This window comes from Cellulomonas sp. URHB0016 (assembly GCF_054057935.1).
The window spans coordinates 3574276-3600295 of record NZ_JBSRZU010000001.1 but is presented as its reverse complement, the minus strand read 5'-3'; the positions used below and the strand labels follow the sequence as shown (position 1 = coordinate 3600295).

Annotated in this window: 29 protein-coding genes; 9 read left to right on the top strand and 20 right to left on the bottom strand. The window is 73.2% G+C overall.

From position 1 onward, the window contains the following. Positions 1-118: 118 nt before the first annotated feature. Both menE and ACVW07_RS16555 read left to right on the top strand, forming a co-directional pair. On the top strand, positions 119-1372 hold the full coding sequence (menE, locus tag ACVW07_RS16560; protein ID WP_456820317.1) for an o-succinylbenzoate--CoA ligase: 1254 nt from the start codon (positions 119-121) through the stop codon (positions 1370-1372). Then, positions 1369-2238 (top strand): 1,4-dihydroxy-2-naphthoate polyprenyltransferase, encoded by an 870-nt coding sequence (locus tag ACVW07_RS16555; RefSeq protein ID WP_456820316.1) that lies wholly within the window; start codon positions 1369-1371, stop codon positions 2236-2238. The genes menE and ACVW07_RS16555 overlap by 4 nt, the downstream gene beginning before the upstream one ends. A gap of 9 nt (positions 2239-2247) precedes the next feature. Here the strand turns inward: ACVW07_RS16555 and ACVW07_RS16550 are convergent, their stop codons facing one another. Next, positions 2248-2547, bottom strand: coding sequence for a DUF4229 domain-containing protein (locus tag ACVW07_RS16550; protein ID WP_456820315.1), 300 nt, complete (start codon positions 2545-2547; stop codon positions 2248-2250). A gap of 52 nt (positions 2548-2599) precedes the next feature. Here ACVW07_RS16550 and ACVW07_RS16545 point away from each other — a divergent pair, with 52 nt between their 5' ends. Continuing rightward, positions 2600-2947: a PLDc N-terminal domain-containing protein gene (locus ACVW07_RS16545; RefSeq protein WP_456820314.1), complete on the top strand. Its 348-nt coding sequence runs from the start codon at positions 2600-2602 to the stop codon at positions 2945-2947. 89 nt (positions 2948-3036) lie between these two features. Here ACVW07_RS16545 and ccsB read toward each other — a convergent pair whose 3' ends face one another. The 6 genes from ccsB to ACVW07_RS16515 all read right to left on the bottom strand — a co-directional run bounded on the left by ccsB (position 3037) and on the right by ACVW07_RS16515 (position 8587). Beyond that, positions 3037-4083: a c-type cytochrome biogenesis protein CcsB gene (ccsB, locus tag ACVW07_RS16540; protein ID WP_456820313.1), complete on the bottom strand. Its 1047-nt coding sequence runs from the start codon at positions 4081-4083 to the stop codon at positions 3037-3039. After that, positions 4080-5864, bottom strand: coding sequence for a cytochrome c biogenesis protein ResB (gene resB, locus ACVW07_RS16535; RefSeq protein ID WP_456820312.1), 1785 nt, complete (start codon positions 5862-5864; stop codon positions 4080-4082). Before resB ends, ccsB begins: the two co-directional genes overlap by 4 nt. 1 nt (position 5865) lies before the next feature. After that, positions 5866-6672, bottom strand: coding sequence for a cytochrome c biogenesis CcdA family protein (locus ACVW07_RS16530; RefSeq protein ID WP_456821104.1), 807 nt, complete (start codon positions 6670-6672; stop codon positions 5866-5868). A gap of 68 nt (positions 6673-6740) precedes the next feature. Further along, complete coding sequence (locus tag ACVW07_RS16525; protein WP_456820311.1) at positions 6741-7340, bottom strand: TlpA family protein disulfide reductase; 600 nt, start codon at positions 7338-7340, stop codon at positions 6741-6743. A 1-nt stretch (position 7341) separates the two neighbouring features. Beyond that, positions 7342-8016, bottom strand: coding sequence for a histidine phosphatase family protein (locus ACVW07_RS16520; RefSeq protein WP_456820310.1), 675 nt, complete (start codon positions 8014-8016; stop codon positions 7342-7344). Between the two features lie 49 nt (positions 8017-8065). Continuing rightward, positions 8066-8587, bottom strand: coding sequence for a MarR family winged helix-turn-helix transcriptional regulator (locus tag ACVW07_RS16515; protein ID WP_456820309.1), 522 nt, complete (start codon positions 8585-8587; stop codon positions 8066-8068). Positions 8588-8681: 94 nt separating this feature from the next. On the opposite strand from ACVW07_RS16515, the gene ACVW07_RS16510 reads away from it, so the two are divergent. Then, entirely contained in the window at positions 8682-9242 is a 561-nt protein-coding gene (locus ACVW07_RS16510) for a YceI family protein (RefSeq protein WP_456820308.1), read from the top strand. A 92-nt stretch (positions 9243-9334) separates the two neighbouring features. Here ACVW07_RS16510 and ACVW07_RS16505 read toward each other — a convergent pair whose 3' ends face one another. Together ACVW07_RS16505 and ACVW07_RS16500 are read right to left on the bottom strand one after the other, a co-directional pair. Beyond that, positions 9335-10027: a redox-sensing transcriptional repressor Rex gene (locus ACVW07_RS16505; protein WP_456820307.1), complete on the bottom strand. Its 693-nt coding sequence runs from the start codon at positions 10025-10027 to the stop codon at positions 9335-9337. A 49-nt stretch (positions 10028-10076) separates the two neighbouring features. Then, a complete protein-coding gene (locus ACVW07_RS16500) occupies positions 10077-10364 on the bottom strand; it encodes a glutaredoxin family protein (protein WP_456820306.1) in 288 nt (95 codons plus the stop codon). Positions 10365-10465: 101 nt separating this feature from the next. Between ACVW07_RS16500 and ACVW07_RS16495 the strand changes: the two genes are divergently transcribed. Then, entirely contained in the window at positions 10466-11293 is an 828-nt protein-coding gene (locus ACVW07_RS16495; protein ID WP_456821103.1) for an HAD family hydrolase, read from the top strand. A gap of 217 nt (positions 11294-11510) precedes the next feature. Further along, a complete protein-coding gene (locus tag ACVW07_RS16490; RefSeq protein ID WP_456820305.1) occupies positions 11511-12122 on the top strand; it encodes a GNAT family N-acetyltransferase in 612 nt (203 codons plus the stop codon). A gap of 215 nt (positions 12123-12337) precedes the next feature. Here the strand turns inward: ACVW07_RS16490 and ACVW07_RS16485 are convergent, their stop codons facing one another. From ACVW07_RS16485 to ACVW07_RS16470, 4 genes are all read right to left on the bottom strand, one after another. Continuing rightward, the gene (locus ACVW07_RS16485; protein WP_003792170.1) at positions 12338-12436 is read right to left on the bottom strand and encodes a 30S ribosomal protein bS22; all 99 of its coding nucleotides are present in this window, start codon (positions 12434-12436) and stop codon (positions 12338-12340) included. A 230-nt stretch (positions 12437-12666) separates the two neighbouring features. Further along, positions 12667-12891: a helix-turn-helix domain-containing protein gene (locus ACVW07_RS16480; protein WP_456820304.1), complete on the bottom strand. Its 225-nt coding sequence runs from the start codon at positions 12889-12891 to the stop codon at positions 12667-12669. A 187-nt stretch (positions 12892-13078) separates the two neighbouring features. Next, positions 13079-13624: an NUDIX domain-containing protein gene (locus ACVW07_RS16475; RefSeq protein WP_456820303.1), complete on the bottom strand. Its 546-nt coding sequence runs from the start codon at positions 13622-13624 to the stop codon at positions 13079-13081. Between the two features lie 54 nt (positions 13625-13678). Next, the gene (locus ACVW07_RS16470) at positions 13679-14884 is read right to left on the bottom strand and encodes an acetoin utilization protein AcuC (RefSeq protein ID WP_456820302.1); all 1206 of its coding nucleotides are present in this window, start codon (positions 14882-14884) and stop codon (positions 13679-13681) included. A gap of 125 nt (positions 14885-15009) precedes the next feature. Here ACVW07_RS16470 and ACVW07_RS16465 point away from each other — a divergent pair, with 125 nt between their 5' ends. After that, complete coding sequence (locus ACVW07_RS16465) at positions 15010-16386, top strand: TrkH family potassium uptake protein (RefSeq protein WP_456820301.1); 1377 nt, start codon at positions 15010-15012, stop codon at positions 16384-16386. Then, entirely contained in the window at positions 16379-17083 is a 705-nt protein-coding gene (locus ACVW07_RS16460; protein WP_456820300.1) for a potassium channel family protein, read from the top strand. Before ACVW07_RS16465 ends, ACVW07_RS16460 begins: the two co-directional genes overlap by 8 nt. Positions 17084-17135: 52 nt before the next feature. Here the strand turns inward: ACVW07_RS16460 and yjfF are convergent, their stop codons facing one another. The 4 genes from yjfF to ACVW07_RS16440 form a co-directional block, all read right to left on the bottom strand. After that, complete coding sequence (yjfF, locus tag ACVW07_RS16455; RefSeq protein ID WP_456820299.1) at positions 17136-18155, bottom strand: galactofuranose ABC transporter, permease protein YjfF; 1020 nt, start codon at positions 18153-18155, stop codon at positions 17136-17138. After that, positions 18155-19189, bottom strand: coding sequence for an ABC transporter permease (locus ACVW07_RS16450; protein ID WP_456820298.1), 1035 nt, complete (start codon positions 19187-19189; stop codon positions 18155-18157). The genes yjfF and ACVW07_RS16450 overlap by 1 nt, the downstream gene beginning before the upstream one ends. Beyond that, the gene (locus tag ACVW07_RS16445) at positions 19186-20778 is read right to left on the bottom strand and encodes a sugar ABC transporter ATP-binding protein (protein WP_456820297.1); all 1593 of its coding nucleotides are present in this window, start codon (positions 20776-20778) and stop codon (positions 19186-19188) included. Before ACVW07_RS16445 ends, ACVW07_RS16450 begins: the two co-directional genes overlap by 4 nt. A gap of 83 nt (positions 20779-20861) precedes the next feature. Continuing rightward, the gene (locus ACVW07_RS16440) at positions 20862-21875 is read right to left on the bottom strand and encodes an ABC transporter substrate-binding protein (RefSeq protein WP_456820296.1); all 1014 of its coding nucleotides are present in this window, start codon (positions 21873-21875) and stop codon (positions 20862-20864) included. Between the two features lie 268 nt (positions 21876-22143). On the opposite strand from ACVW07_RS16440, the gene ACVW07_RS16435 reads away from it, so the two are divergent. Further along, on the top strand, positions 22144-22533 hold the full coding sequence (locus tag ACVW07_RS16435) for a DoxX family protein (RefSeq protein WP_456820295.1): 390 nt from the start codon (positions 22144-22146) through the stop codon (positions 22531-22533). 74 nt (positions 22534-22607) lie between these two features. On the opposite strand, the gene ACVW07_RS16430 is transcribed toward ACVW07_RS16435, so the two are convergent. The 3 genes from ACVW07_RS16430 to ACVW07_RS16420 all read right to left on the bottom strand — a co-directional run bounded on the left by ACVW07_RS16430 (position 22608) and on the right by ACVW07_RS16420 (position 25896). Next, complete coding sequence (locus ACVW07_RS16430) at positions 22608-23390, bottom strand: putative protein N(5)-glutamine methyltransferase (protein WP_456820294.1); 783 nt, start codon at positions 23388-23390, stop codon at positions 22608-22610. 269 nt (positions 23391-23659) lie between these two features. Further along, the gene (gene araA, locus ACVW07_RS16425; protein WP_456820293.1) at positions 23660-25168 is read right to left on the bottom strand and encodes an L-arabinose isomerase; all 1509 of its coding nucleotides are present in this window, start codon (positions 25166-25168) and stop codon (positions 23660-23662) included. Next, the gene (locus tag ACVW07_RS16420; RefSeq protein ID WP_456820292.1) at positions 25165-25896 is read right to left on the bottom strand and encodes an L-ribulose-5-phosphate 4-epimerase; all 732 of its coding nucleotides are present in this window, start codon (positions 25894-25896) and stop codon (positions 25165-25167) included. The genes araA and ACVW07_RS16420 overlap by 4 nt, the downstream gene beginning before the upstream one ends. Between the last annotated feature and the right edge of the window lie 124 nt (positions 25897-26020).

The following is a 26020-nucleotide window of genomic DNA, read 5'->3' as shown; positions in this document are numbered from 1 at the left end:
TCGGGGTCGGACCGCGCGTCACTCTACGGGTCGGGCAGCCCCCGACCTGGCAGCACGGCACGACCACGCGACCGCCCCGCGTGCCGGCACGCACCTGGGCTGCACCTACGCTGTCCGGGTGAAACACCCCCTGCACGACGTCCCGGCCCGGCCGGACGCCCTGCTCGCGGTGTTGGCTGGCGCACTCGACGGCACGGGACCCGCCCTGAGGCCGATGCAGGTGGGCGGTCCGGACGTCTCGGTGCCCGACGGAGTGGCGGTGGTGGTCCGCACGTCGGGCTCGACCGGCGAGCCCCGCGACGTGATGCTCTCCGCCGACGCGCTCCGGGCGTCGGCCGACGCCACGGCACGCCGGCTCTCGGGGCCGGGCCGCTGGCTCCTCGCGCTGCCCGTGCACCACGTCGCCGGCCTGCAGGTCCTGGTCCGGTCGGTGCTCGCCGGCACCCGCCCCGCGGTGCTGCCCGAGGGCCCGTTCCGGGCTCCGGCATTCGTCGCGGCGACCGACGGCCTGCCGGGCGATGCGCCGCTCTACACGTCGCTCGTGCCGACGCAGCTGGTCCGCCTGCTGGAGGACCCGGCCGGCCGTGAGGCGCTCCAGCGGTACGACGCCGTGCTCGTGGGCGGTGCGTCGACGCCGCCCACGCTCCTGGAGGCCGCCCACCAGGCGCACGTGCGCGTCGTCACGACCTACGGCATGACCGAGACGTGCGGCGGCTGCGTGTACGACGGCCGTCCGCTCGACCGTGTGGAGGTGGCGCTCGACGACCTCGGTCGGGTGCTCCTCGCGGGGCCGGTCCTCGCCGAGGGGTACCTGGGCCGACCCGACCTCGACGCCACGACGTTCCTCGGTGAGCCGCGGGTGCTGCGCACGCAGGACCTCGGACGCCTCGACGGCGGCAGGCTGACGGTGCTCGGACGCGCCGACGACGTCATCGTGTCCGGCGGCGCCAACGTCGCACCGGCACCCGTCGAGGCCGCGCTCGCCGAGCTCCCGGCCGTGGCGGAGTCCTGCGTGGTGGGGGTGCCCGACGCCGAGTGGGGCCAGCTCGTGGTGGCGGTGCTCGTGCTGCGTCCCGGCGCCCGTCCTCCGGCGCTCGACGACGTGCGGGGCCTCGTCGCCGACCGGGTCGGGGCGACGAGCGCACCGCGCCGCATCGCGGTGGTGCCGGCCCTGCCGTCGCGCGGACCCGGCAAGACGGACCGGCGCGCGACCGCCCTGCTCGCCGCGGAGGCGACCGGAGCGCCGGCCGGCACCACGGCCACGACCACGGCCACGGCCACCGCCGCCCAGGCGACCACCACCGCCCGCGACGGCGGCACGAACCCCAGGGCGCCCCGAACGCCCGTCCCCGAGAAGAGGAGCCAGGCGTGACGACAGCCAGCGAGTGGGTCGCCGGTGCGCGACCCCGCACCCTGCCGGCGGCCGCAGCACCGGTGCTCGTGGGCACGGGTGCGGCCGCACAGCTCGACGCGGCCGTGCTGGGGCACGCGCTCCTCGCGCTCGGCGTCGCGCTCGCCCTGCAGGTCGGCGTCAACTTCGCCAACGACTACTCCGACGGCATCCGCGGGACCGACACCGAGCGGGTGGGCCCGCTGCGCCTGACTGCGTCGGGGACCGCCAGCCCGGGCTCGGTGAAGGGCGCGGCGTTCGCCATGTTCGGCCTGGCGGCGCTCCTCGGGCTCTGGCTCGTGCTGCTGTCCGGCCAGCTGTGGCTGCTGCTGGTCGGAGCCGCGGCGATCGTCGCGGCCTGGACCTACACCGGCGGTCGCAGCCCGTACGGGTACAAGGGGCTCGGCGAGGTCGGCGTGTTCGTGTTCTTCGGGCTGGTCGCCGTGCTCGGCACGACCTACACGCAGGCAGGCACGCTGTCGTGGCCCGCGTGGCTCGGCGCGGTCGCCGTCGGGCTGCTGGCCTGCGCGCTCCTGATGGTGAACAACCTGCGCGACGTGCCCACCGACGCCCTCGTCGGCAAGCGGACGCTCGCCGTCCGGCTCGGGGAGCACCGGGCCCGACGGCTGTACGCCGTCTTCGTGCTCGTCCCGATCCTGCTGGGGTTGGCCTGCGCGATCGTCGCGCCGTGGTCGCTGCTCGTCACGGTGCTCCTGCCACCGGCGCTGGTGCTGGTGGTCGTGGTGCAGCTCGGCGCACGCGGGCGGGCGCTCGTGCCGGTGCTGGCGGGCACCGGGATGCTCGAGCTCGGGTTCGGCCTGCTGCTCGGCCTGGGGCTCACGCTCTGAGCGAGACGCTCAGGCGGTGCCGCCGTCCTGCCGGGACGCCTCGTCCACCGCGTCCTCGAGGTCCGCGTCCTCCTGTGCACGGCCTCCGAACCGCTCCCGACCGGCGAGCGCGCGCCGCCGCTCCGCACGGTCCGCGAGCTGCCTCGCTGCCGCGTCCCGTGGGCCGCGCAGCAGCACGTAGGACAGCCCCCACGCGACCAGGGCGGCGACCACCACCACGAGCCACGACCGCATGCCCGCCCACCACAGCAGGCCGAGGCAGACCGCGAACAGGGCGAGACGCAGCACGGAGTAGGTCACCAGAGGCACCGGACCAGGGTAGGACCGCCACAGACCGCCCCGGCACGCCTAGGGTGGACAGATGCTGCGGAACCTGGGTGTGCTCCTGATCATCGGGCTCGTGGTGTACAGCGTCCTCGACATCGTGCGCAGCGATGACGACGAGCGTCTGGGCGCTCCCCGCGTGCTCTGGGTGCTTCTCGTGCTGCTGGTGCCCCTGTTCGGGTCGATCGCGTGGATCGCGATCAGCCAGATGAGGCGCTCGGCCGCGGCGACGGGCGGCGGACCGTCGCGAGGCCCGGGCAGGCCCGTCACGCGCCGCAGAGGACCCGTGGCGCCCGACGACGACCCGGACTTCCTGCGCAAGCTCGACCAGGACCGCCGCCGCCGCGAGGCGGGCCCCACCGACGAGGAGTCCCCGCAGGTCTGACGGCTCGCCCGCCCCCTGCCGTCGCAGTCGAGCCCGGGGACGGCGGGTCAGAGCCCCAGGGAGGCTGGTCAGAACCCAGGGACCGCTGGTCAGAGCCCGGAGTACGAGTGCTTCCCGGTGACGAACAGGTTCACGACCGTGAAGTTCGCCAGGACCACCGCGTAGCCGACGAACACGAAGTAGGCGGCCTTGCGCCCGCTCCAGCCGCGCGTGGTGCGGGCGTGCAGGTACGAGGCGTACACGACCCACGCGACGAAGGTGCCGACCTCCTTCGGGTCCCAGCCCCAGTACCGGCCCCAGGCGTGCTCGGCCCAGATGGCGCCGCCGATGAGCGTGAACGTCCACAGCACGAACCCGATGGCGTTGAGGCGGAAGGCCTGGGCCTCCAGGTCACGCGCCGACGGCGCCTGCTGCAGCCAGCCGAAGCGCGGCCCGCTCACCCAGCCGCGGAGCACGTCGGTGCGGCGGGCCGGCTCGTCGGCGGGGCGGGGGCCACCACCCTCGCGGACGTCCTGCACCACCTGCAGCACCGACGCCGCGAAGGCGACGGTGAACACGCCGGTGGCGGTGATCGCGACGCCGACGTGCAGGATCAGCCAGTAGCTCTGCAGGGCCGGCTGGACGGCGTCGGCCCGGACGAAGAACACGAGGAGGCCGAGCGCCAGCGCGAGGACCGCGATGCCGAGCACCAGCACCCCGACGAAGGCGATGACGCGTCGGCGCTGGACGATCGCGAGGACGGACGTGGCGACCAGCGCACCGACGATCGTGAACTCGTACATGTTGGCGGTGGGCCAGCGCCCGGCTGCCAGGCCGCGCGTGACGACCGCGCCGAGGAGCAGCACGATGCCGACGTACGTGGTGGTGCGGGCGATGCCCTCGGCGCGCAGGGACCGGCCGTCGTCGGGCGTCGTGGCCCGCCCGACCGCGGCCGTGCCGGAGGGCGGGGTCGCCACCGTCGTCGATGCCCCCGTCATGGTCCCGCCCCCGACGGCTGCGGCCGGCTCCTTCGCGGGCGCCCGGCGCTGGGCGCGCTCGGCGATGCCGGCCAGGTCGACGGCGTACGCGACGAGCGCGACGGTGAGCGCCGTCATGGCGCCCCACACGAGCAGGGTGCTGAGGTCACCGGTGGTCATGGCGTGCTCTCTCGGGTGCTGTCGGGGATGCCGTGCGGGGTGCTGCCGGAGGTACTCGGCCTGGTGCCGGGGGGCGTGCCGGGCGGCGCGCTCTGCGACGCGGCCAGCGTCGCGGCGAGCACCCTGTCCAGCTCGGGCTGCAGCCCGACGTCGTCACCGCGGGCCAGGCCGGCGGCGGTCACCACTGTACGGCCGCCGCCACCTGCGGTCCCGGTGTCGGTGACCGTCCCGGCTCCGGTCCCGGCGTCCGCGGCCGCGGGAGCCGCCCGCAGCCACAGGCGACGCCGCGGCGCGAAGAGCGACGCTGCCAGGCCTGCGAGAGCGAGCAGGGCGAACACCAGCACGAACGCCAGCGCGGGGTCGTGCCGCAGGTCCAGCGCGACGTAGCGCGGCAGGCCCTCGAACGTCAGGGAACCGAGGTCGTCGGGCAGCTCCACCGTCTCGCCGGGCCGCACGTAGAGCGTGACCGGTGCGCCGGCGCCGTCGACCGACTGCGTGAGCCGGGACTCGTCGAGCTGGTAGACGTTCTGCGGTACGCCGGTGTCCAGGCCGAGGTTGCCGGACCACACGGACAGCACGAGAAGCGGGTCGTCCGGCTGCGGGTCGACGGACCGGAACAGGTGGTCGCCGACCTCCTGCGCGGTGGGCAGCAGGTAGCCGATGATGCCCACCTGCGGCTGGTCGCCGGAGACGTCCGGCACCTTGAGCACGCCCCGGGACGTGTAGACCTCGTCCTGCGGCAGGAACGGCACCGGCCCCGCGTAGGCGACCTCGCCCGACCGGTCCCGCACGGTGATGTCGGGCGCGTACCCGTTGCCCTGCAGGTAGACCTTGGCGCCGCCGGCGTCGAGCGGGTGGTTGACCTTGATGGTGCGGGCCTCGGGGTCCGATCCCGGCTCGGTGAGCGTGACGTGTGCGGTGAAGTCGCGGGACTGCAGCGTGTCGGGGTCGAACCGGGCCTCGAAGTCGTCCAGCCGCAGCGTGAACGGCACGAGCGTGGCGGGCCGGAACGCGGTGCCCTGCTCGAACGTGTCGTAGTCCACCTGGGCGTTCGCGAAGCCGCGACCCTGGACGACGATCGCCTGGCCCCGGTAGTGCAGGAGCTGCCCGGTCGCGACGGAGACCAGCAGGCCGACGAGCGCGAGATGAAACAGCAGGTTGCCCGTCTCACGCAGGTAGCCGCGCTCGGCGGAGACGGACCAGGCGCCGCCACCCTCGTCGTGGGTGTCCACCCGGTACGTGGGCCAGAACGGCAGCCACGACCGCCCGCGGCGCAGCAGGGCGGCGGCGCGCTCGACGACCACGCGGGGCGCGTCGTCCGTGGCCCCCTGCCCCTGCGCGGGGAACCGGCCGAACCGGCGGGGGGTGCGCGGTGGGCGTCCCTGCACGCCCCGCAGGTGCACGGCGGTGCGCGGCAGGATGCAGCCGACCAGGGACACGAACAGCAGGAGGTAGATCGCCGAGAACCAGATCGACGAGTACACGCCGAAGAACCCGAGGCGGTCGAGCCAGGGGCCGGTGGTCGGGTGGTCGATCAGGTAGGCGGCGACCTTCTCCGGGCTCTGCACCCGCTGCGGCCACACGGTGCCGGGCACGGCGGCGACGGCGAGCAGCATGAGCAGCAGCAGGGCCACCCGCATGCTGGTGAGCTGACGCCACGCCCAGCGCAGCCAGCCGGTGAACCCGATCGACGGCAGCACGGGGGCGGGCGACGGGTGGTGGTCGTCGGTCAGGGTGGCGGTGAAGGCGTCGTCGAGACCCTCCGGGCGGTACGCGCTCACGTCACACCACCGGCACGAATCCGTCGGTGCCGGTCAGGCGGCCCTGCAGCCAGGAGGCCCAGTCGCCCCACACGCCGGTGACGAGCGCGAGGCCGAGGAGCACCAGCATGGCGCCGCCGAGCCGCATCATCGCGAGCCGGTGCCGCCGGAGGAACCCGAGCATCCGCGTGCTGCTCTCCACGCCGAGCGCGACGAGCAGGAACGGCAGGCCCAGGCCGACGCAGAACGCCACCGCGAGCAGACCTCCGCGCACGGCGGACCCGTCCCCGAGGGACAGCGTGAGGATCGCCGCGAGCGTCGGGCCGATGCACGGCGTCCAGCCGAGCCCGAACGTGATGCCGAGCAGGGGCGCTCCCCACAGCCCGGCGCGCGGCGCGAGGTGCAGGCGTCGCTCGTTCTGCAGGAAGGGCACGAGCCCGAGGAACGCCAGGCCCATGAGGATGACGACCACGCCGAGCACGCGCGTGACCGGGTCCTGCCACCGGTGCAGGGCGCTGCCGAGGGAGCCGGCGAGCACGCCGTAGACGACGAACACGGCGGTGAAGCCGGCCACGAACAGCACGACGCCTGCGAGCACGCGGCTGCGCTGCGGTGCCGTCCGGACGGCGGTCGCGGTGGCGCCACGCGAGGAGCCTCCGTCCGGCGCGCCGGTGCCGGACGGGCGGGTCCCCGACGACCGGGTGGCGGACGACGTCGAGCCGGCCATGCCGCCCAGGTAGCCGAGGTAGCCCGGCACGAGCGGCAGGACGCACGGCGACGCGAACGAGACCAGCCCGGCGAGGACCGCCACGGGGACCGCGAGGAGCATCGAGCCGGACGTGATGGTCCGGCCGAACGCGTCACCCGCGCCGGCGAGGAGCACGCTCGCCGCGAGGCTCACGACGGCTGCTCCGCGAGGAGCTCGTCCACGATGGCCGACAGCGTCGAGGCGTCCGCCAGCCCGAGGACCCGGGCCGCGACCTTGCCGTCGCGGTCGAGCACGACCGTGGTGGGCACGGCGTTGATCGGCACCGTGCCCTGCAGGTCGGCGACCGCGGTGCCGTCGCTGTCCGCGATGCTCGGGTACGGCACCTCGAACTGGCGCTGGAACGCCTGGGCGGCCCCTGCGGCGTCGGTCCCGTTGATGCCGAGCACGTGCACGCCCTGGTCGGCGTACTCGGTGGCGAGCGCGACCAGGTCGGGCGCCTCCGCGCGGCACGGCGGGCAGTTGGCGTACCACGTGTTGAGGACGACGACGTCGCCCTTCCAGCCGGCCGTGTCGACGGGGTTGCCGTCGAAGTCGGTCCCGGCGAGCTCGACCGGGCCCTTGCGGTCCGACGACGCCCACTTCGTCGCGCTGCCGTCGCCCGACTGGTAGTTCTGGTCGGTGACGTCCTCCGGGGTGCCCGACCCGTCTCCGCCGCCGGTACAGGCAGCGAGCAGGCCGACGAGCACGACGACTGCGGCCGTGCGGGTGCGCGCGTGACGGAGCCGCACCTCAGGCCCCCGGGACCGACGACGTGCCGGGCAGCAGTGCCGCAGCCGGCTGGGTGTAGGAGATCCGCACGAGCGTGTCGTCCTCGAACACGAGGCTCGTCAGCGACGCCACGGAGCACTGCCGGCGCCGGGGGTCGTGCCAGAGCGGGCGCTTCTCGAGGGCGAGCCGGGTGACCCACACCGGGAGCTGGTGGCTGACGAGCACCGCCTCGTGGCCACGGGCCTGCGCGCGCGCCGTGTCGACTGCGGCGAGCATGCGGTCGACCTGGTCGCGGTACGGCTCGCCCCACGACGGGCGGAACGGGTTGCGGAGGTAGGGCCAGTGGTTCGGGTGGCGCAAGGAGCCGTCGCCCACACCGAACGTCATGCCCTGGAAGTGGTTGCCCGCCTCGATCAGCCTCTGGTCCGTGACGATGCCGAGACCGAACGCCGCGGCGATCGGACCGGCGGTCTCCTGCGCGCGCTGCAGCGGGGACGCGACCACGGCGACCACGTCGTGCGCAGTGCCCGGTGTCGCACCCGCGCGGTCCGACGCGCCCGACAGGTGGTCGGCGACCACGCGGGCCATCTCGTGCCCGCGCTCGGACAGGTGGTATCCCGGCAGCCGCCCGTAGAGCACGCCCTCGGGGTTGTGCACCTCGCCGTGGCGCAGCAGGTGGATGGTGGTGGCGACCATGGGGGTCAGTCTCGCAGCCCCACCTGGGTGCTCCCGACGGATCGGACGGTCACTCGACGTGACACGGGCCACCCGTGAGGTGCGCCCGGACGGCGTCCATGGCCTCGCCGAGCGCCCGGAACTGCTCGGGCGTGAGCACGTCGACGAGGTGGTCGCGGACCGACCGGACATGCCCGGGCGCGGCCGCGACGAGCACGTCCCACCCCTGGTCGGTCATGGTGCAGTTCACGCCGCGGGCGTCGTCGGAGCACGGCGTCCGGACCACGAGGCCCGACTCCTCCATACGACGGATGGTGTGCGTCAGCCTGCTGCGCGAGTGGGCGAGGTTGTTGGCGAGCTGAGCCATCCGCAGCGTGCGGTCGGGCGCCTCGGACAGTCGCACCAGCACCTCGTACTCGTGCGTCGACAGGCCCGACTGCGACTCGAGCTCGTGCGCGAGCACATCCGACAGGCGCTGCGCCCCTTCTCGGAAGGCGCGCCAGAGCACCTGCTGGTCGGCCGTGAGCCACTGCACGGCCTCGGCGGTCGCGACCGGGCGGCCGCCGGCCACATCGGGTGTGCTGGTGGTCACGGGCGATCCTCCAGGGGGTTGCGCTGGTGCGAGAAGTCTAGTACAACTAGAAACTATCGATGGTTGATCGTTCAACAAACTTGTGGAGGACCTCATGAGCACCACCGCGACCGCACTGCCGGCCGGCCTCACGACCGGCACCTGGGTCATCGACGCCTCGCACACCGAGGCGGCGTTCACGGTCCGCCACGCGGGCATCTCCAAGGTGCGCGGCACGATCGCGGTCACCGAGGGCACCATCACCGTCGGCGAGGACCTGGCTGGCACCTCGGTGTCCGTCACGCTCGACCCCTCGACGGTCTCCACCGGCGACGCGAACCGCGACGGGCACCTCAAGGGCGGCGACTTCTTCGACGTCGAGAAGTTCGGCGCCTGGACGTTCGTCTCCACGGAGGTCCGCGAGACGGGCAGCGGGCACGTCATCGCCGGAGACCTCACCGTCCACGGCGTCACGCAGCCGGTGGAGCTCGCCACCGAGTTCAACGGCACCGCGGTGGACCCGTTCGGCAACACCCGCGCCGGCTTCGAGGCCGGCGTGACGATCTCCCGCAAGGACTTCGGGCTGACGTGGAACGCGGCCCTCGAGGCCGGCGGCGTCCTCGTGTCCGACAAGGTCGTGATCGCGCTCGACGTCTCGGCGATCCACCAGGGCTGACCCCCTCAGGACCCTGGCCGGAGGCCGGCGGCACCCCGACAGGGGGCTGCCGGCCTCCCGCGCGTCCCGGTGGCGACGACGGCCGGGTCCCGTCACGCCAGCGTCGCCGAGCGCCACTGGTCGTGGAAGGCCAGGATCGCGAGCTCGGAGGCGACGTCGACCGCCCGCACGTCCACCCCGTCCGGCACCCGCAGGGCGCGCGGCGCGAACGTGAGGATCCCGCCGATCCCCGCCTCGACGAGCGCGTCGCAGACCTCCTGGGCGCCGGGCGCCGGCGTCGCGATCACGCCGATGCTGGCGTCCGTCGACGACACCAGGGTGCGGAGCCGGTCGAAGGGCTGCACCACCAGACCGGCGACGGTGGTGCCGACGACCGCGGGGTCCGCGTCCACCAGGCCGACCACTGCGAACCCTCTCTCGGCGAAGCCGGAGTAGTTGGCCAGCGCGTGCCCGAGGTTGCCGATGCCCACGATGACCACACGGCGCTGCGTGGTCAGGCCCAGCACCGTGCCGACCTGCTCCGACAGGTGCGCGACGTCGTAGCCGATCCCCCGCCGACCGTACGAGCCGAGGAACGACAGGTCCTTGCGCAGCTGCGCGGGGTTCACGCCCGCCCGGCCGGCGAGCTCGTCCGACGAGGTCAGGACCACACCCTCGGCGGTGAGCGCGTCGAGCGCGCGCAGGTACCCGGGCAGGCGCACCACCGTCGAGGGCGGCACCGGTCGGCCGTGGGCGCCACCGCGCCCGGCTCCGCGCTCACCCGTACGTCCAGGCTGGTTGTCCACGCCGACCCCCGCACCCCGCCACCGGCCCACACGGACCGTGGACGTCAGGTTAGGTGGTGCGGGGGGCCGCAGCCAGGGCCCGGCGGAGGCGAGATTCGTCGATCCGCCAGTAGCCGCGGCGGACGCCGTCCACGTCGACGACGGGCACCATCTCGCTCAGCTCGTTGCGCTCCCCCGCCGTGAGCGCCGCCGCCGGGTCGTCGACGTCGACCTCCACCCACGCGTCGCCCGTCTCGCCGCAGACGCGCACGACCAGCGCGCGGGCGTCGTCGCACAGGTGGCAGCCCGCACGGCCGTACAGGACGACCCGCGCGGACGGGACAGAGGAGGCGGACACGTGCTCACGGTAGCGACGCGTCGCGCGACGGTCAGCCTCGTTAGAGTTGCGGCGTGCGTCACACGAACGGCCCTGTGCCGCCCCCGTCCCGGGCGGGCCTCGTGGACGCCGACCAGGCGCTCGCCGCGGCCGAGCCGGGCGCCCCGCCGATCGGCGCGTTCTTCGACGTGGACAACACGATCATCCGCGGCGCCAGCGCGTTCCACCTCGCCGTCGGCCTGTACCGGCGCGGGTTCTTCCGCAAGAGGGACATCCTCGAGTTCGCCCTGCACCAGATCCGCTACCGCACCTTCGGCGAGAACAAGGAGCAGATCGACGAGCTGCGCAGCCGGGCGCTCGCCATCATGACGGGCCACTCCGTGGCCGAGGTGACCGCCGTCGCGGAGGACGTCTACGACGAGGTGCTGTGCCTGCGCATCTACCCCGGCACGCAGGCCCTGCTCGACGCGCACGTCGCAGCGGGCCACGAGGTGTGGCTCGTGACGGCCACGCCGGTGGAGATCGGCGACCTCCTCGCCCGCCGGCTCGGTGTCACGGGCGCCCTCGGCACCGTCGCGGAGCACGCCGACGGCTACTACACGGGCCGGCTCGTCGGGGACATGCTGCACGGCACCGCCAAGGCGGCCGCCGTCCGCGAGCTCGCTGCTCGGCACGGCATCGACCTCGCCCGGTCGTACGCGTACGGGGACTCCACGCACGACGTGCCGATCCTCTCCGAGGTCGGCAACCCGTGCGCCATCAACCCCGACCGGCGGCTCCGCCACCACGCGCTCGAGGTGGGCTGGCCCGTCCGGGAGTTCCGCGGCGGTCACCGGCGCGCGAGCGCCAACCGGCACGCGGTCAACCTGGCGAGCCTCGCGGGCCTGGCGTGGGCCCTGGGGATCGTCGTCCGCATGGTCAGACGCTCGCTCCGCAACCGCCTGCCCTGACTGGCCCGGCACGGCGGTGGCCGGCGCGAGGGTGGCCCGGCGCGGGGGTGGCTCGGCACGGGGGCCGGCACGGCGGTGGCCCGGCACGGCGGTGGCCCGGCCACCGGAGGGCCCGGCACGGCGACGGCCCGGCACCGGCCGGCACCGCGAACGAGCCCAGTCGTCCCCGTCCGCCCGCGGGCGCCGGCCCCCGGTCGGCCGAACGTATGCTGCCCGGATGCCGCTCCGCACCCGCCCGGCGACCGCCTCCGACATCGTGCCGCTGGCCGAGCTGGCGGCGCTCACGTTCCCGCTCGCCTGCCCACCCGGGTCGACCGCTGCCGACCAGCAGCAGTTCGTCGCCGCCGTCCTGTCCACCGCCAGGTTCGCCGAGTACCTCGCCGACCCGTCGCGCGCGGTGCTCGTCGCGGAGGTCGACCGGGCGGAGAACGGGTCCGACGACCGGGCTGACGACCAGGGCGACGACCGGGCGGCCGAACCTGACGACCGCACGGGTCCGGCCCCGCTGGCCGGCTACACGATGCTGGTCGAGGGCGAGCCCACCGACGACGACGTCCGCGCCGCCCTCACCCTCCGGCCGACGATCGAGCTGTCCAAGTGCTACGTGCATCCCGACCACCACGGCAGCGGTGTCGCCCACGCACTCATGGGTGCCTCGCTCGACGTGGCCCGGGACCGGGGCGCCCACGGCATGTGGCTCGGCGTGAACCAGCAGAACACCCGTGCCCAGGCGTTCTACGCCCGGTCGGGGTTCGCCGTGGTGGGCACCAAGCACTTCAGCGTCGGCAGCCGCGTCGAGGACGACTACGTGCTGGAACGGCCGCTCTGACCGCGACCACCGGGCCGGGGAGGCCCAGCAGGGGCGACGCCCACGCGCCGGGCACGACGGTCCCTGCGGGGGGTGGGCCGTCGGCTCGCGGTCATCGGCTCGCGGTCATCGGCTCGCGGTCATCGGCTCGCGGTCTGTCGGCGCCCGGTCAGTCGGCGCGGCGGGGCGTGTCGCCGGAGACACGTCGGGCCCGGCATCAGCCGGGCCCGATCGGGTCACTTCTTGTTGCGGCGCTGGTGGCGCGTCTTGCGCAGCAGCTTGCGGTGCTTCTTCTTGGCCATCCGCTTGCGGCGCTTCTTGATGACGGAACCCATGGGTCCTCAACTCGCTTCCGGTGGAGGCCCGGTCACGGGCCCTGCCTGCTGGTGGTCGATCGACGCGGGTGCGCCGATCGCCAGGGAACTGGCAGCTTCGACGGAGTCGCCCACGCACGGAGAAAGTCCGAGGCCCCACCTTACGCGATCGGCGGGCGTGGCCGCGACGCTCGGCCGCCGCACCGCCTGGCGGTGCCCGGACGACGTCCCAGCGGCGCCCGCGAGGCGCCTCACGACGAGCGTCTGTGCTCGCCTGTGGAGGGCGGCTCGACGGTCATCGACGTGGCGAGGTAGTGGTCCAGCGCATCCTGCGGGACGCGGAACGAGCGGCCGACACGGACCGCGGGCAGCTCGCCCGAGTGCACGAGCCGGTACACGGTCATCTTGGACACCCGCATGATGTCGGCGACCTCCACGACCGTGAGGAATCGCGTGCGGCCCGGCTGGTCGCTCATCGCTCGGCTCATCCGTCCTGTCCGGCTGGCGCGTCGGACTCGCGCACCCGACAGCGGGGTGCCGAACCACCCTAGTGGCGCCTGGGACTGGTGTGGAAGAGGGGACTGCTGGGACGTCGCCCGACCAGCCCCGCACCCGCGCCGGCTCCTGACGACCGTGGCGTCCGTGCAGCGCCGCGCCCGCTGCTCAACCGACCCGGCCGAGCTCCAGCAAGGCGTACATCAGGGCGGCGACCGTCTCACCGTCCGTGATGCCGCCCGACCGGACGAGCGCCAGGACCTCGGCGACCGGGACGGCGCGGACCGCGGTGATGCCCTCCTCGGCACGAGCGCCGCCCTCGTCGCCGCCGACGAGCACCAGGTCCCGGGCGAGGAACACGGTCTCCGGCGCGCGGCAGATGCCGTTGAGCGCGGTCATCGTCCCCACGACCTGCCAGGACGAGGCGGTGTACCCCGTCTCCTCGAGCAGCTCGCGCCGGGCGGCGACCTCGGGGTCCTCGCCGTCCGTGCCGCCGGCCGGCACCTCGACCGACGTGCCGACGGTGTGCCGGTCGACCGTCACGAGCAGGATCTCGTCGTCAGGGGTCAGCGCGACCACGAAGACCGCCGGGTGGCGGACGGTGACGACGCCGTACGGACCGGTCCCGCCGTCGGGCCGGACGACGGTGTCCTCGACCACCTGGATCCACCGGTTCTCGTAGACGGTGCGTGACGTGGTGACCGGCCAGGGCATGACGCGATCCTGTCACGCGCGACCGTCCGCCTCCGGACCGGGGCGGCGTGCCCCTCAGTCGTGGTCGGCATCCAGGCCGAGGGCGGGAAAGGCGGCGACGCGCGCAGCTCGGATGGCGCGGTCGACGTCGCTGGCCGGGTCGTAGCCGGCGGACCACGGGCTGAAGACGGGGTCACGGCCGTCGGTCATGCGGTCCGGCCCCTGCCGCCCGTACCGGTCACGGACGAGGTCGCGGTACGTCTCGGGTACCTCGGTGCCGAGGGGGACGGGCCGGTGCGTGGCGACGCCGAGCAGATGGGCCCACGACCGGGGCACCACGTCGAGCACCGCGTACCCGCCGCCGCCCAGTGCGACCCACCGGCCGGCGGCGACCTCGTGCGCGAGGTCGTGCAGCAGCGTCGCGGCCGCGCGCTGGCCGTCCACCGACATCCGCAGGTGCGTGAGCGGGTCCATCGTGTGGGTGTCGCAGCCGTGCTGCGAGACGACGACGTCCGGCGCGAACGCACGCAGCACCGCCGGGACGACGGCGTCGATCGCCCGCAGCCAGCCGGCGTCGCCGGTCCCGGACGGCAGGGGCACGTTCACGGCCGCGCCGGGAGCGCCCGGACCACCCGTCTCCCCCGCGTGCCCCGTCCCCGGGAACAGTGCCTGCCCGGTCTCGTGCACGGAGACGGTGAGCACGCGCGGCTCGTCCCAGAACACCGTCTGCACGCCGTCACCGTGGTGCGCGTCCACGTCGACGTACGCCACCCGCTCCGCGCCCGCGTCGAGGAGGGCGCGGATCGCGACCGCCGCGTCGTTGTAGACGCAGAACCCCGAGGCCGCACCGGGCATCGCGTGGTGCAGCCCGCCGGCGATGTTCACCGCGTGCTCCGCGCGTCCCTCCCAGACGGCCAGCGCCGAGTCGACCGATCCCTGCACCACCCGGGCCGCCGCCTCGTGCATGTGCGGGAACACGGGGTCGTCGCTCGTGCCCAGGCCGCGCGACAGGTCGGGCGTGCCGTGGTCCGCGGCGGCGTGCACGGCGGCGACGTACTCCGGCTGGTGGACCGTCGCCAGCAGCGCGTCGGTCGCGGGGCCGGCCCCGTGCAGCTCCACGTCCGGGTGGTCGAGCAGGCCCAGCGCACGGGCGAGCCGCATCGTGAGGTCCAGCCGCTCGGAGGTCATGGGATGACCGTGGCCGAAGTCGTAGCCGAGCATCTCCGGGGACCACACCACGCGCACGGGCAGCGTCGAGCTGCGCTCCCCCGGCGACGTCATGCGCCCACCGTGGCACCCGACCGGCAGCGCTGTCGATCCGACACCTGGACGACGGTGTCGAACCCGTGCGACCGGCGTGTCAGAGTTGTCCCGTCCGGCGAGGCCGGCCGGTCGATGGAGGTGTGATGGCGCGCGGTGGCCCAGGCGTCGGCTGGCATGCCCGCGAGCTGGTGGACCGGCTCGCCAGGCAGTCGCCCGCACGGCTCGCCATCGGAGTGTTCGGCGGCGTCATCGGGATCATCACGGTGCTCCTGTCCGCGCCGTGGGCGACGTCGCAGGGGACACGGGCGCCCTTCATCGACGCCCTCTTCACCGCCACGTCCGCCACCACCGTGACCGGCCTGATCACCGTGCCGACGGGGTCGTACTGGTCGTCGTGGGGGCTGGTCGTCATCCTGGTCGCCATCCAGATCGGCGGCCTCGGCGTCATGACGCTGGCCTCGCTGCTCGGCATGGCCGTGTCCCGGCGGATCGGCCTCACGCAGAGGCTGCTGGTCTCGTCGGAGACCAAGACCACCCGCCTCGGCGAGGTGGGGTCCCTGGTCCGCACGGTCATCGTCACGTCCCTGGTGCTCGAGGTCACGATCGCCGTCATCCTGTTCCCCCGGTTCCGCCTCGACGGGCAGAGCTGGGGCTCGTCCGCGTGGCAGGCCGTGTTCTACGCGATCTCGTCGTTCAACAACGCCGGCTTCGTGCCGACCCTCGACGGCCTGGCGCCCTACAAGTCGGACTGGTGGGTGCTCCTGCCGATCATCGTCGGCGTGTTCGTGGGCTCCCTCGGGTTTCCCGTGATCCTCAACGTGGGCCGGCGCCTGCGGGAGGCGCGCCGCTGGAGCCTGCACTCGAAGCTGACGATCACCACGAGCATCGCGCTCGTCGTGGCCGGGTCCGTGCTCGTCGCCGCCTTCGAGTGGACCAATGCGCTCACGTTCGCGCCGCTCGACGCCAGCGCGACCACGCTCGCCTCGCTGTTCGCCGGCGTGATGCCGCGGTCCGGCGGCTTCTCGACGGTGAACATCGGCGACATGCACGAGAGCACCTGGCTGCTCATGGACGCGCTCATGTTCGTGGGCGGCGGCTCGGCCTCCACGGCCGGCGGCATCAAGGTCACGACGCTCGCCGTCATGCTCCTCGCCATCGTCGCCGAGTCGCGTGGCGACCGCGACGTCGAGGCCTACGGGCGGCGGGTCCCCCGTGAGGCGCTGCAGGTCGCCATCGCCGTCTCGCTCATCTCGGCCACGATGGTGCTGATCTCGTCGCTCCTCCTGCTGGCGATGACGGGCGACACCCTCGACCGCATCCTGTTCGAGGTGATCTCCGCGTTCGGCACGTGCGGCCTGTCCACCGGCCTGACCGCCGAGCTGCCGACCCCCGCGAAGTACGTGCTCACCGTCCTGATGTTCACCGGCCGGACCGGCACGATGACGCTCGCCGCCGCGCTCGCGCTGCGCAACCGTCGTCGGGTCATCCGGTACCCCGAGGAGAGGCCGATCATTGGCTGAGAGCCTGCGCGACTCGAGCGGCACGCACAACGCGCCGCGCACCCCCAAGAAGGACAGCGGCGTGCTCGTGATCGGCCTCGGCCGGTTCGGCTCGGCCATCGCTGCGACGCTCGACCGGCTGGGCCAGGACGTGCTGGCCGTGGAGCGCAGCCCCGACCTGGTCGCCCAGTGGGCCGGGCGGATCGCGCTCGTCGAGGCCGACGCCACCAACCCCGAGGCGCTCGAGCAGCTCGGCGCGCGGGAGTTCCCCGTCGCCGTGGTCGGTGTCGGGTCCTACCTCGAGGCGTCCGTGCTCATCACCGGCAACCTCGTGGACATCGGCGTGCCCCAGATCTGGGCGAAGGCCATCAGCTCCGAGCACGCGCGGATCCTGCAGCGGATCGGCGCGCACCACGTGGTGCTGCCCGAGGCCGACGCCGGGTCGCGGGTGGCGCACCTGGTGTCCGGCAAGCTGCTCGACTACATCGAGGTCGAGGACGGGTTCACCGTCGTGAAGATGCGGCCGCCGAAGGAGATCCAGGGGTTCACGCTCGCGCAGTCGAACATCCGGCAGCGCTACGGGGTGACCGTCATCGGGGTCAAGAGCCCCGGCGTCGAGTTCGTCTACGCCACGCCGGCGACACGCATCTCGGCGAGCGACCTCATCATCGTGTCCGGTCACGCCGAGCTGCTGGAACGGTTCGCGGCGCGGCCCTGAGCGCGGCCGACGGCGGCCCCGGACGTCTGCCGGGGCCGCCGTCGACGTCAGCTCATCGCCGTCGTAGCACCAGGAGGCGCTGCAGCACGACGAACACGAGCAGCAGCCCGCCGATGACGATCTTGGTCCACCAGGAGCTCAGGGTGCCCTGGAACGTGATGATCGTCTGGATGAGCCCGAGCACCGCGACCCCCAGCACCGACCCGAGGACGAACCCGGTGCCGCCGGTGAGCAGCGTGCCGCCGATGACGACCGCCGCGATCGCGTCGAGCTCCATGCCGACGCCCGTCAGGGAGTAGCCGGACCGGGAGAAGATCGCGAACAGCAGCCCCCCGAGGCCGGCGCAGGTGCCGCTGATGACGTACACGAGCACCTTGGTCCGTGCCACCGGCAGGCCCATCAGCCGCGCGGACTGCTCGTTGCCGCCGATCGCGTACACCGTGCGACCGAACCGCGTGTAGTGCAGCACGACGAACGCGACCGCGACGACGGCCAGCGCGATGAGCCCGCTCGGCGTCACCACCAGGCCGTCGGCCGTGCCCCACCGCGTCTGCGACAGCTTCACGATGGTCGGGTCCGTGATCGGGATGGACTCGGGGGCGACGAGGTAGCAGAGGCCACGGGCCAGGAACATCGCGGCGAGCGTCGCGATGAAGGGCTGGATCTCGAAGACGTGCACCATGACGCCGACCGCGAGACCGATGAGCGTGCCGACGAGCACGCACACCGGGAGGGTGACGGCGGCCGACCACCCGTGCGTGAACATCCACGCGGAGATGCACCCGGACAGCGCGACGACGGCGCCGACGGACAGGTCGATGCCGCCGGTGAGGATGACGAACGTCATGCCCACCGCGAGGACCACGAGGAACGAGTTGTTGATGAGCAGGTTCGCCATGATGCGGCCGGTGAGGAAGTTCTCGTACCGGGAGCCGCCGACGGCGAGCATCACCGCGAGCACCACCCCGGTGCCCAGCACGGGCTGGTAGCGCGCGTCGAGCCGCCACCGGGGAGCCGGCTCCGGGGCGGAGGTGCCGGAGGACCGGGTGGGCGTGAGCTGGTCGGTCGCCATCAGGCCGGTACCTCCACGGGGACGGGCGCCACGGGACGTCGCCGGCTGCGCATCCTGCGCTGCACCACGGGCGACTGCAGCAGGCACACGGCGATGACCACGAGGGCCTTGAACAGGGACACGGCGTTCACGGGGATACCGAGGATCGTGATGGACAGGGTGAGCGTGGTGATGACCAGGCTGCCGATCAGCGTGCCCGTGAGCGAGAACTTCCCGCCCGCCAGCGACGTGCCGCCGATGACGACCGCGAGGATCGCGTCGAGCTCGATGAACAGCCCCACGTTGTTCGAGTCGGCCGCCATGATGTCCGAGCTGCGGATGAAGCCCGCGAGGCACGCGAACAGGGCGCAGATGACGTAGACGGTCCAGATGATCGTCCTGGCCCGGACTCCCGCGAGGCGGGACGCCGACGGGTTGATGCCCACGGACTCGATGAGGACGCCGAGCGCGGTGCGGCGCGTGAGGAGCGCCGTCACGGCGAACACGAACGCGGCGATGAGCGCCGCGACCGGCAGGCCCAGCCAGTAGCCGGACGCGAGCGTCTTGTACGGCGGGCTCGTCACCGTGGTGATCTGCCCGCCCGTGATGAGCATGGCGATACCCCGGCCGGCCGTCATGAAGATGAGCGTCGCGACGATCGGCTGGATGCCGACCACCGCCACGAGGAACCCGTTGAAGACGCCGATCGCGAGGGCGACCGCGACGGCGGTCAGCATGGCCACGACCACGGTGCTCAGGGCGCCGGGGTCGGGCGACGCGGCGATCTGCGTGAGCGCGACGGCCCCCGCGATGGCCATGACGGCGCCGACCGACAGGTCGATGCCGCGCGTCGCGATGACGAGGGTCATGCCGAGGGCGACCAGGAGCAGCACCGACGACCGACGCAGGATGTCGACAGGGCCTCCGAACAGGTGGCCGTCGAGCACCGTGAGGTCCAGGAAGGAGGGGGACTTGAGCGCGCTCGCGACCAGCAGGACGGCGAGGGCGACCAGCGGCCAGAACAGCCGGTGACGTGCGATCGCACCGAGGTTCATGCGTCCTGCCCTCCGCTCGCGATGAGGTCGACGACGTCGTCGGTCGTGACGTCGTCCCCGTTGATGAGCTCGCCGATCTTGCGCCGGTCCCGGAGCACCGCGATCCGGTGCGACAGCCGCAGCACCTCCTCGAGCTCCGCCGAGATGAACACGACGGCCATGCCCTGCTCCGCGAGCTCGGCGACGAGCCGCTGGATCTCGGCCTTCGCCCCGACGTCGATGCCGCGCGTCGGCTCGTCGAGCAGCAGGAGGCGCGGCTGGGTGGCGAGCCACCTGGCCAGCAGCACCTTCTGCTGGTTGCCTCCGGAGAGGTTGCCCGCGATCGCGTCCGGGTTCGCCGGCCGGATCCCGAGCTGCTCGACGTACTGCGCCACGACCTCGTCCGCCTTGCGCTGCGGGATCCGGCGCAGCCAGCCGCGCTCCGCCTGCAGGCCGAGCACGATGTTCTCGCGCACGGTGAGGTCGCCGATGATGCCCTCGGTCTTGCGGCTCTCCGAGGAGTAGACGATCCGCCGGGCCAGGGCCGAGCGGGGGGTGCGCAGCTTCGTCGGCTGCCCCTCGACGCGCAGCTCGCCGACGTCCGACCGGTCCGCGCCGTACAGCAGGCGCGCGAGCTCGGTGCGCCCGGAGCCCAGCAGGCCCGCCAGCCCGACGACCTCGCCGGGATAGACCTCGAGGTCGAACGGCTCGATCGACCCCTTGCGGCCGAGGCCGAGGGCCTGGACGTACGGCTGGACGTCCCCGCGCTCGGCGACGACCCGCTTCGGCGCCTCCTCGAGCTGCTCGAGCACCTCCAGGGAACGGCCGATCATCTTCTGCACGAGCTCGACCCGCGGCAGGTCGGCCGTGCGGTACTCGCCCACGAGCGTGCCGTTGCGCAGCACCGTCATGCGGTCGCTGATCGCGTACACCTGCTCGAGGAAGTGCGACACGAACAGGATCGCCACACCGCGGTCGCGCAGGTCGCGGACCACCGCGAACAGGCGCGCCACCTCGGCCGCGTCGAGGCTGGACGTGGGCTCGTCGAGGATGAGCACGCGAGCGTCCACGACGATCGCGCGGCAGATCGCGACGAGCTGCTGGACGGCCAGCGAGTGCGAGGACAGCGTCGACGCCGGATCGATGTCGAGGTTGAGCGCGCGCAGGTGCTCGCGCGCCGCCCGGCGGGTGGCCCGGAAGTCCACCAGCCCGGCGCGGCGCACCTCGTGGCCGAGCATGACGTTCTCGGCGACCGAGAGGTTGTCGCACAGGTTGACCTCTTGGTACACGGTGCTGATCCCGGCCAGCTGGGCCTGGGCCGGACCGGCGAACGTGCGGTCGGTGCCGTCGACGACGATCCGGCCCGCGTCGATCGCGTACACGCCGGTGAGCGCCTTGATGAGGGTGGACTTGCCGGCGCCGTTCTCTCCCATGAGGGCGTGCACCTCACCGGGGAACAGGCGCAGGTCGACGCCGTCGAGCGCCTTCACGCCCGGGAACGTGACCGTGATGCCCGACATCACGACGACCGGCGAGCGGTCGGGTCCGTCGGGCGGATCTGCGGGGCCCGCGGGCGGGTCCGCGGGGACGGCGGTGGGGGTGATGGTCATCGTCGACCTCTCGTCCGGACCGGAGGGACACCTCCGGGGTGCTGACCGCTCGCCACGGTCAGCACCCCGGAGGCGGGCTTGCGTCAGTACTGCCGCGTGGGCAGTGCCGCCGTGGCCGCGGCCTGGTCGAACGCGTCGTCGTGCGTGACGATGCGCGGCTCGACGGTCCCGCCACCGTGCAGGGTGTTGATGATGTCGGCGAGGTCAGGGCCCAGGAGCGGGTTGCACTCGACGATGTAGTTGATCTTGCCCTCCGACAGCGCCGTCATGCCGTCCTTGACGCCGTCGATCGAGACGATCTTGATGTCGGTGCCCGGCTTCTTGCCGGCGGCCTCGATAGCCTCGATCGCGCCGAGGGCCATGTCGTCGTTGTGCGCGTAGACGAGGTTGATGTCGGGGTACTTCGTCAGGAAGCCCTCCATGACCGTCTTGCCGCCGGCCCGCGTGAAGTCGCCCGTCTGCGAGTCGAGGAGCTTGACGTTCGCGTTGCTCTTGGTGGCGTCCTCGAAGCCCTGCTTGCGGTCGATGGCCGGTGCGGAGCCCGTGGTGCCCTGGAGCTCGACGACGTTCGTCGGCTGGGTGGCGACGTTGTCGTTGACCCACTCGCCGATCCGCTTGCCCTCCTCGACGAAGTCCGAGCCGATGAACGTCTTGTACAGGGAGGTGTCCTCGCTGTCCACGGCCCGGTCGGTGAGGATCACCGGGATGTTCGCCTGCTTGGCCTCCTCGAGCACGCCGTCCCAGCCGGACTCCACGACCGGCGAGAACGCGATGTAGTCGACGCCCTGGGCGATGTAGGAGCGGATCGCCTGGATCTGGTTCTCCTGCTTCTGCTGCGCGTCGGAGAACTTGAGGTCGAACCCGGCGTCCTTGGTGAGCGTGTCCTGGATCGACTTCGTGTTGGCGGCACGCCAGCCGCTCTCGGCACCGACCTGTGAGAAGCCGACGGTGATGAGGTCGCCGCTGCCGCCGCCGTCGCCCGCCGCGTCGGTGGAGCCGTCGCCGCTGCCACCGCTGCTGCTGCAGGCGGCGAGGCCGAGGGCGAGCGCTGCGACGGTCGCGGCGATCGCCCGCGTCCTGAGTGTCCTGCTGACCATGCTTCTCCTCCTTGAGAGCGCATCCTGCCGCGTCGCCGTCCCACACCGGACGGCACGCGTCGTGCTCCCCGGGGGCCGGGGACCGAGCTGTGGAGACGTTGACAGTCTTGGTGGAACGGCCCGATGTTAGCGCTCACATCTGGTGATCCGCACCGGTTCGTGTGTTGCATTCCGGTCACGGTCGGTCCCGGCACCGCGACCCGCGGGCCATGGGGCACCTCGCGGGCCAGGCCGAGGCGCGACCGTCGCACCCGGCCTAGGGTGAGGCGTGCACACCCCTGCGGCCCGGCGCCACGCCTCCGCCCTCGGCCTGGCCCTGCTGCTGGGCGGATCAGGCGTCCTCCACCTCGTCCGGCCGCAGGCGTACGCACCGCTCATCCCCCACCGGCTCGGTCCGCCCCGGCCGTGGGTGCTCGGCAGCGGGATCGCCGAGCTCGCGTGCGCCGCCGCCGTCGCGGTCCCGGCGACCCGGCGGCTCGGCGGGTACGCCTCCGCCGCGCTCCTGGTGGCCGTGCTGCCGGGCAACGTCACGATGGCCGTCCGCTCGGACCCCGGCGCGCGGCCACCGGCGATGCGGCACCCTGTCCTCGCGTGGGCGCGGGTGCCGTTGCAGGTGCCGCTGGTGCGGTGGGCGCTCGCCGTCGCGGCGGACGGGTAGCGGCCACCGGTGCGATCCGGCTCGACTGTCGGGCCCTCCACCCGGCCGGTCGTTGCCGGCCGTCGACGAGGTCGTCAGACCTGGCCGTGCCACGTGCCGATCACGACGGTCGCGTCCAGGTCCGCGTCCACGACCACGTGCGCCGCCAGGCCGTGCCGCGCGAACGCGTCGAGGGTCCGAGCGGCCTGCCGCTCGCTCGTCTCGACGAGCAGATGCCCTCCCGGACGCAGCCACCCGGGGGCGAGCGCGGCGATGCGCCGGTGCAGGTCGAGCCCGTCGCCGCCGCCGTCGAGCGCCACACGCGCCTCGTGGTCGCGCGCCTCCGACGGCATGAACGCGACCTCGGCGGTCGGCACGTACGGCGCGTTGGCCGTGATCACGTCCACCCGACCGCGTAGCTCCGCCGGCAGCGGTGCGTCGAGGTTCCCCTCGTGGACGCACCCGCCGACCGGCCCGACGTTGCGACGTGCGCAGCGGACGGCGGCGGGGTCGACGTCCGCGGCGTGCAGTTCGACGCCCGGGACGCGGGCCGCGACGGCCAGCCCGACCGCCCCCGTGCCGCAGCACAGGTCGACGAGGACCCCACCCGCGTCCACCCGGCTCGCCGCCTCACGGACGACCAGCCCCGTGCGTCGACGCGGGACGAACACCGTGGGCTCGACGAGGACCCGCAGCCCGCAGAACTCCGCCCAGCCGACGATCTGCTCCAGCGGCTCGCCGGCCACCCGCCGGGCGACCCTGGCTTCCAGGTCCTCGCGCGACGCCGCGGCCTCGACCAGCAGGGCCGCCTCGTCCTCGGCGAAGACGCAGCCGGCGGCACGCAGCTCGGCGGCCAGGGTCGCGACGTCCGGGAGCATGCGGTCAACCTAACCAACCGACATCCCACAACCCGGGCGAGACCACCATCAGGGCCGACGGCAGACGTCCGGTCGACCCAGATGTTGGTCTCGTTCGAGGTTCGACGTTCGACGTTCGACGTTCGAGGTTCGACGACCGGTGGCCGACCGCCGGGAAGCCGGGCGGCCGGACGGCCGGCCCGCCGGGAGCCGTCGGCGTCGCCGGCGTCGTCACGACCGGGCCCGACGGGTACGGCCGTCGGGCCCGGCCCTCCCCGGTGACGACGGGTCTAGAGGCCCTGGGCCAAGCGGTAGTAGGCCTGGTTCCAGCGGACCTGCTCGCGGAACGCGCGACGGGTCGTCGACTCGTCGATGACCAGCAGCTCGGTGCGGGCGATCTCCGCGAAGTCCTCGAACGCCTCGACGCCGACCGCGGTGGTGAGCACCGTGTGGTGCGATCCCCCGGCCGTGAGCCAGGCCTCGGCGGACGTGCGGAAGTCGGGACGCGGCTGCCAGACGGCGCGCGCGACGGGCAGGTTCGGGAGGGCCTCGGTGGGCGGGACCACGTCGACGACGTTGGCGGTGAGCCGGAAGCGGTCGCGCATGTCGGCGAGCGAGACGACCACACCGGTGCCCGGGTCGGCGGAGAACACCAGGCGGACCGGGTCCTCCTTGCCGCCGATGCCGAGCGGGTGGATCTCCAGGGCGGGCCTCGACGTGGTGAGCGTGGGGCAGATCTCCAGCATGTGCGCGCCGAGGATGCGTTCGTCGCCGGGCGTGAGGTCGTAGGTGTAGTCCTCCATGAGCGAGGCGCCCCCGGGGAGGCCCTTCCCCATCACCTTCGCGGCCCGGACCAGCAGGGCCGTCTTCCAGTCGCCCTCCGCGCCGAAGCCGTAGCCGTCCGCCATGAGGCGCTGCACGGCGAGGCCGGGGAGCTGGCGGAGGTCGCCGAGGTCCTCGAAGTTCGTCGTGAACGCCTGGGCGCCGACGGACTCGAGGAACGTCCGCAGCGCGATCTCCTGCCGGGCTCCGTAGCGGAGGGCGTCGTGCCGGTCCCCTCCGCGGCGGAGCGCGGGGACGACGTCGTACAGGTCCTCGTACTCGGCGACGAGCGCGTCGACGTCGGCGTCCGTGACGTCCGCGACGGCCGCGACCAGGTCGTTGACGCCCCACGTGTTGACGGAGACGCCGAACCGCAGCTCGGCCTCGGTCTTGTCGCCCTCGGTGACGGCGACGTTGCGCATGTTGTCGCCGAACCGGGCGAGCACCAGGTCGTGGGTCGCGGCCCAGCCCGCGCACGCCCGCACCCAGGTGCCGATCGACGCGGTGACCGCCGGGTTCGACGCGTGGCCGACGACCGTCTTGCGGGACGTGCCGAGCCGGGTGGCGAGGTAGCCGAACTCGCGGTCGCCGTGCGCGGCCTGGTTGAGGTTCATGAAGTCCATGTCGATGCTGTCCCACGGCAGCTCGACGTCGGCCTGCGTGTGCAGGTGCAGCAGCGGCGTGCGGAGCGCGTCCAGGCCGGCGATCCACATCTTCGCCGGCGAGAACGTGTGCATCCACACGATCACGCCGATCACGGAGTCGTCCGCGTTGGCGTCGAGCGCGGCACGTCGGATGGCGGCGGAGTCCTTCAGGACCGGCTTCCAGACGACCTTCGCGGGGAGGTCCGACGACGCGTCGAGCAGTCGGGCGACCTCCTGGGACTGCGCGGCGACCTGGCGCAACGTGTCCTCGCCGTAGAGCCCTTGGCTCCCGGTGAGGAACCAGATCTCGCGGTCGGCGTAGGGCTTGGTCATCGGGTGGGCTCCTGGTTCTGGCCGTAGACGTGCTGGTAGCGAGCGTAGAGCGAGTCGATCTGGGCGGGCTCGATGGGCAGCGGCTCGCCCAGCTGGCGGGAGATGTGCACCGTGCGCGCGACCTCCTCGACCATGACGGCGGCCTTGACGGCGGCCTTGGCGTCCGGGCCGATGGTGAACGGGCCGTGGTTGCGCATGAGCACGGCCGGGCTGCGCGAGTCGCGCAGCGTCTCGACGATGCCGCGGCCGATCGAGTCGTCACCGATGAGCGCGAAGGGGCCGACCGGGATCTCGCCGCCGAACTCGTCGGCCATCATCGTCAGCACGCACGGGACGGGCTCGGCACGGGCCGCCCAGGCCGTCGCGTACGTCGAGTGCGTGTGCACCACACCGCCGACCTCGGCCAGGTGCGTGTAGACGTAGGCATGGGCGGCGGTGTCCGACGAGGGCGAACGGTCGCCGTCGACGAGGCGGCCGTCGAGGTCGCAGACGACCATCGCGTCGGGCGTGAGCTCGTCGTACGTGACGCCCGACGGCTTGATGACGAGCAGGTCGTCCTGGCCAGGGCCACCGGCGGGGTCGACCAGGACGCGCTGCGACACGTTGCCCGCGGTCCACACGACCAGGCCCCAGCGCGGCAGCTCGGCGTGCAGACGCGCGACGACCTCCCGCGTGCTCGCGACCGCCGCGCGCACGCTGCTCGGGTAGTCGTCCAGCGTCCTCGTCATCTCGTCCCTCTCTCCTGTGGTGCTGTCCATGCCGTCCGGGGCTGTCCTGTGGTGCTCTGCACGCCGTCCGGGGCGCGGCGACGGGCCGGACGGTGTGCGGCTCGGCGTGCGACCAGGGCGGCGT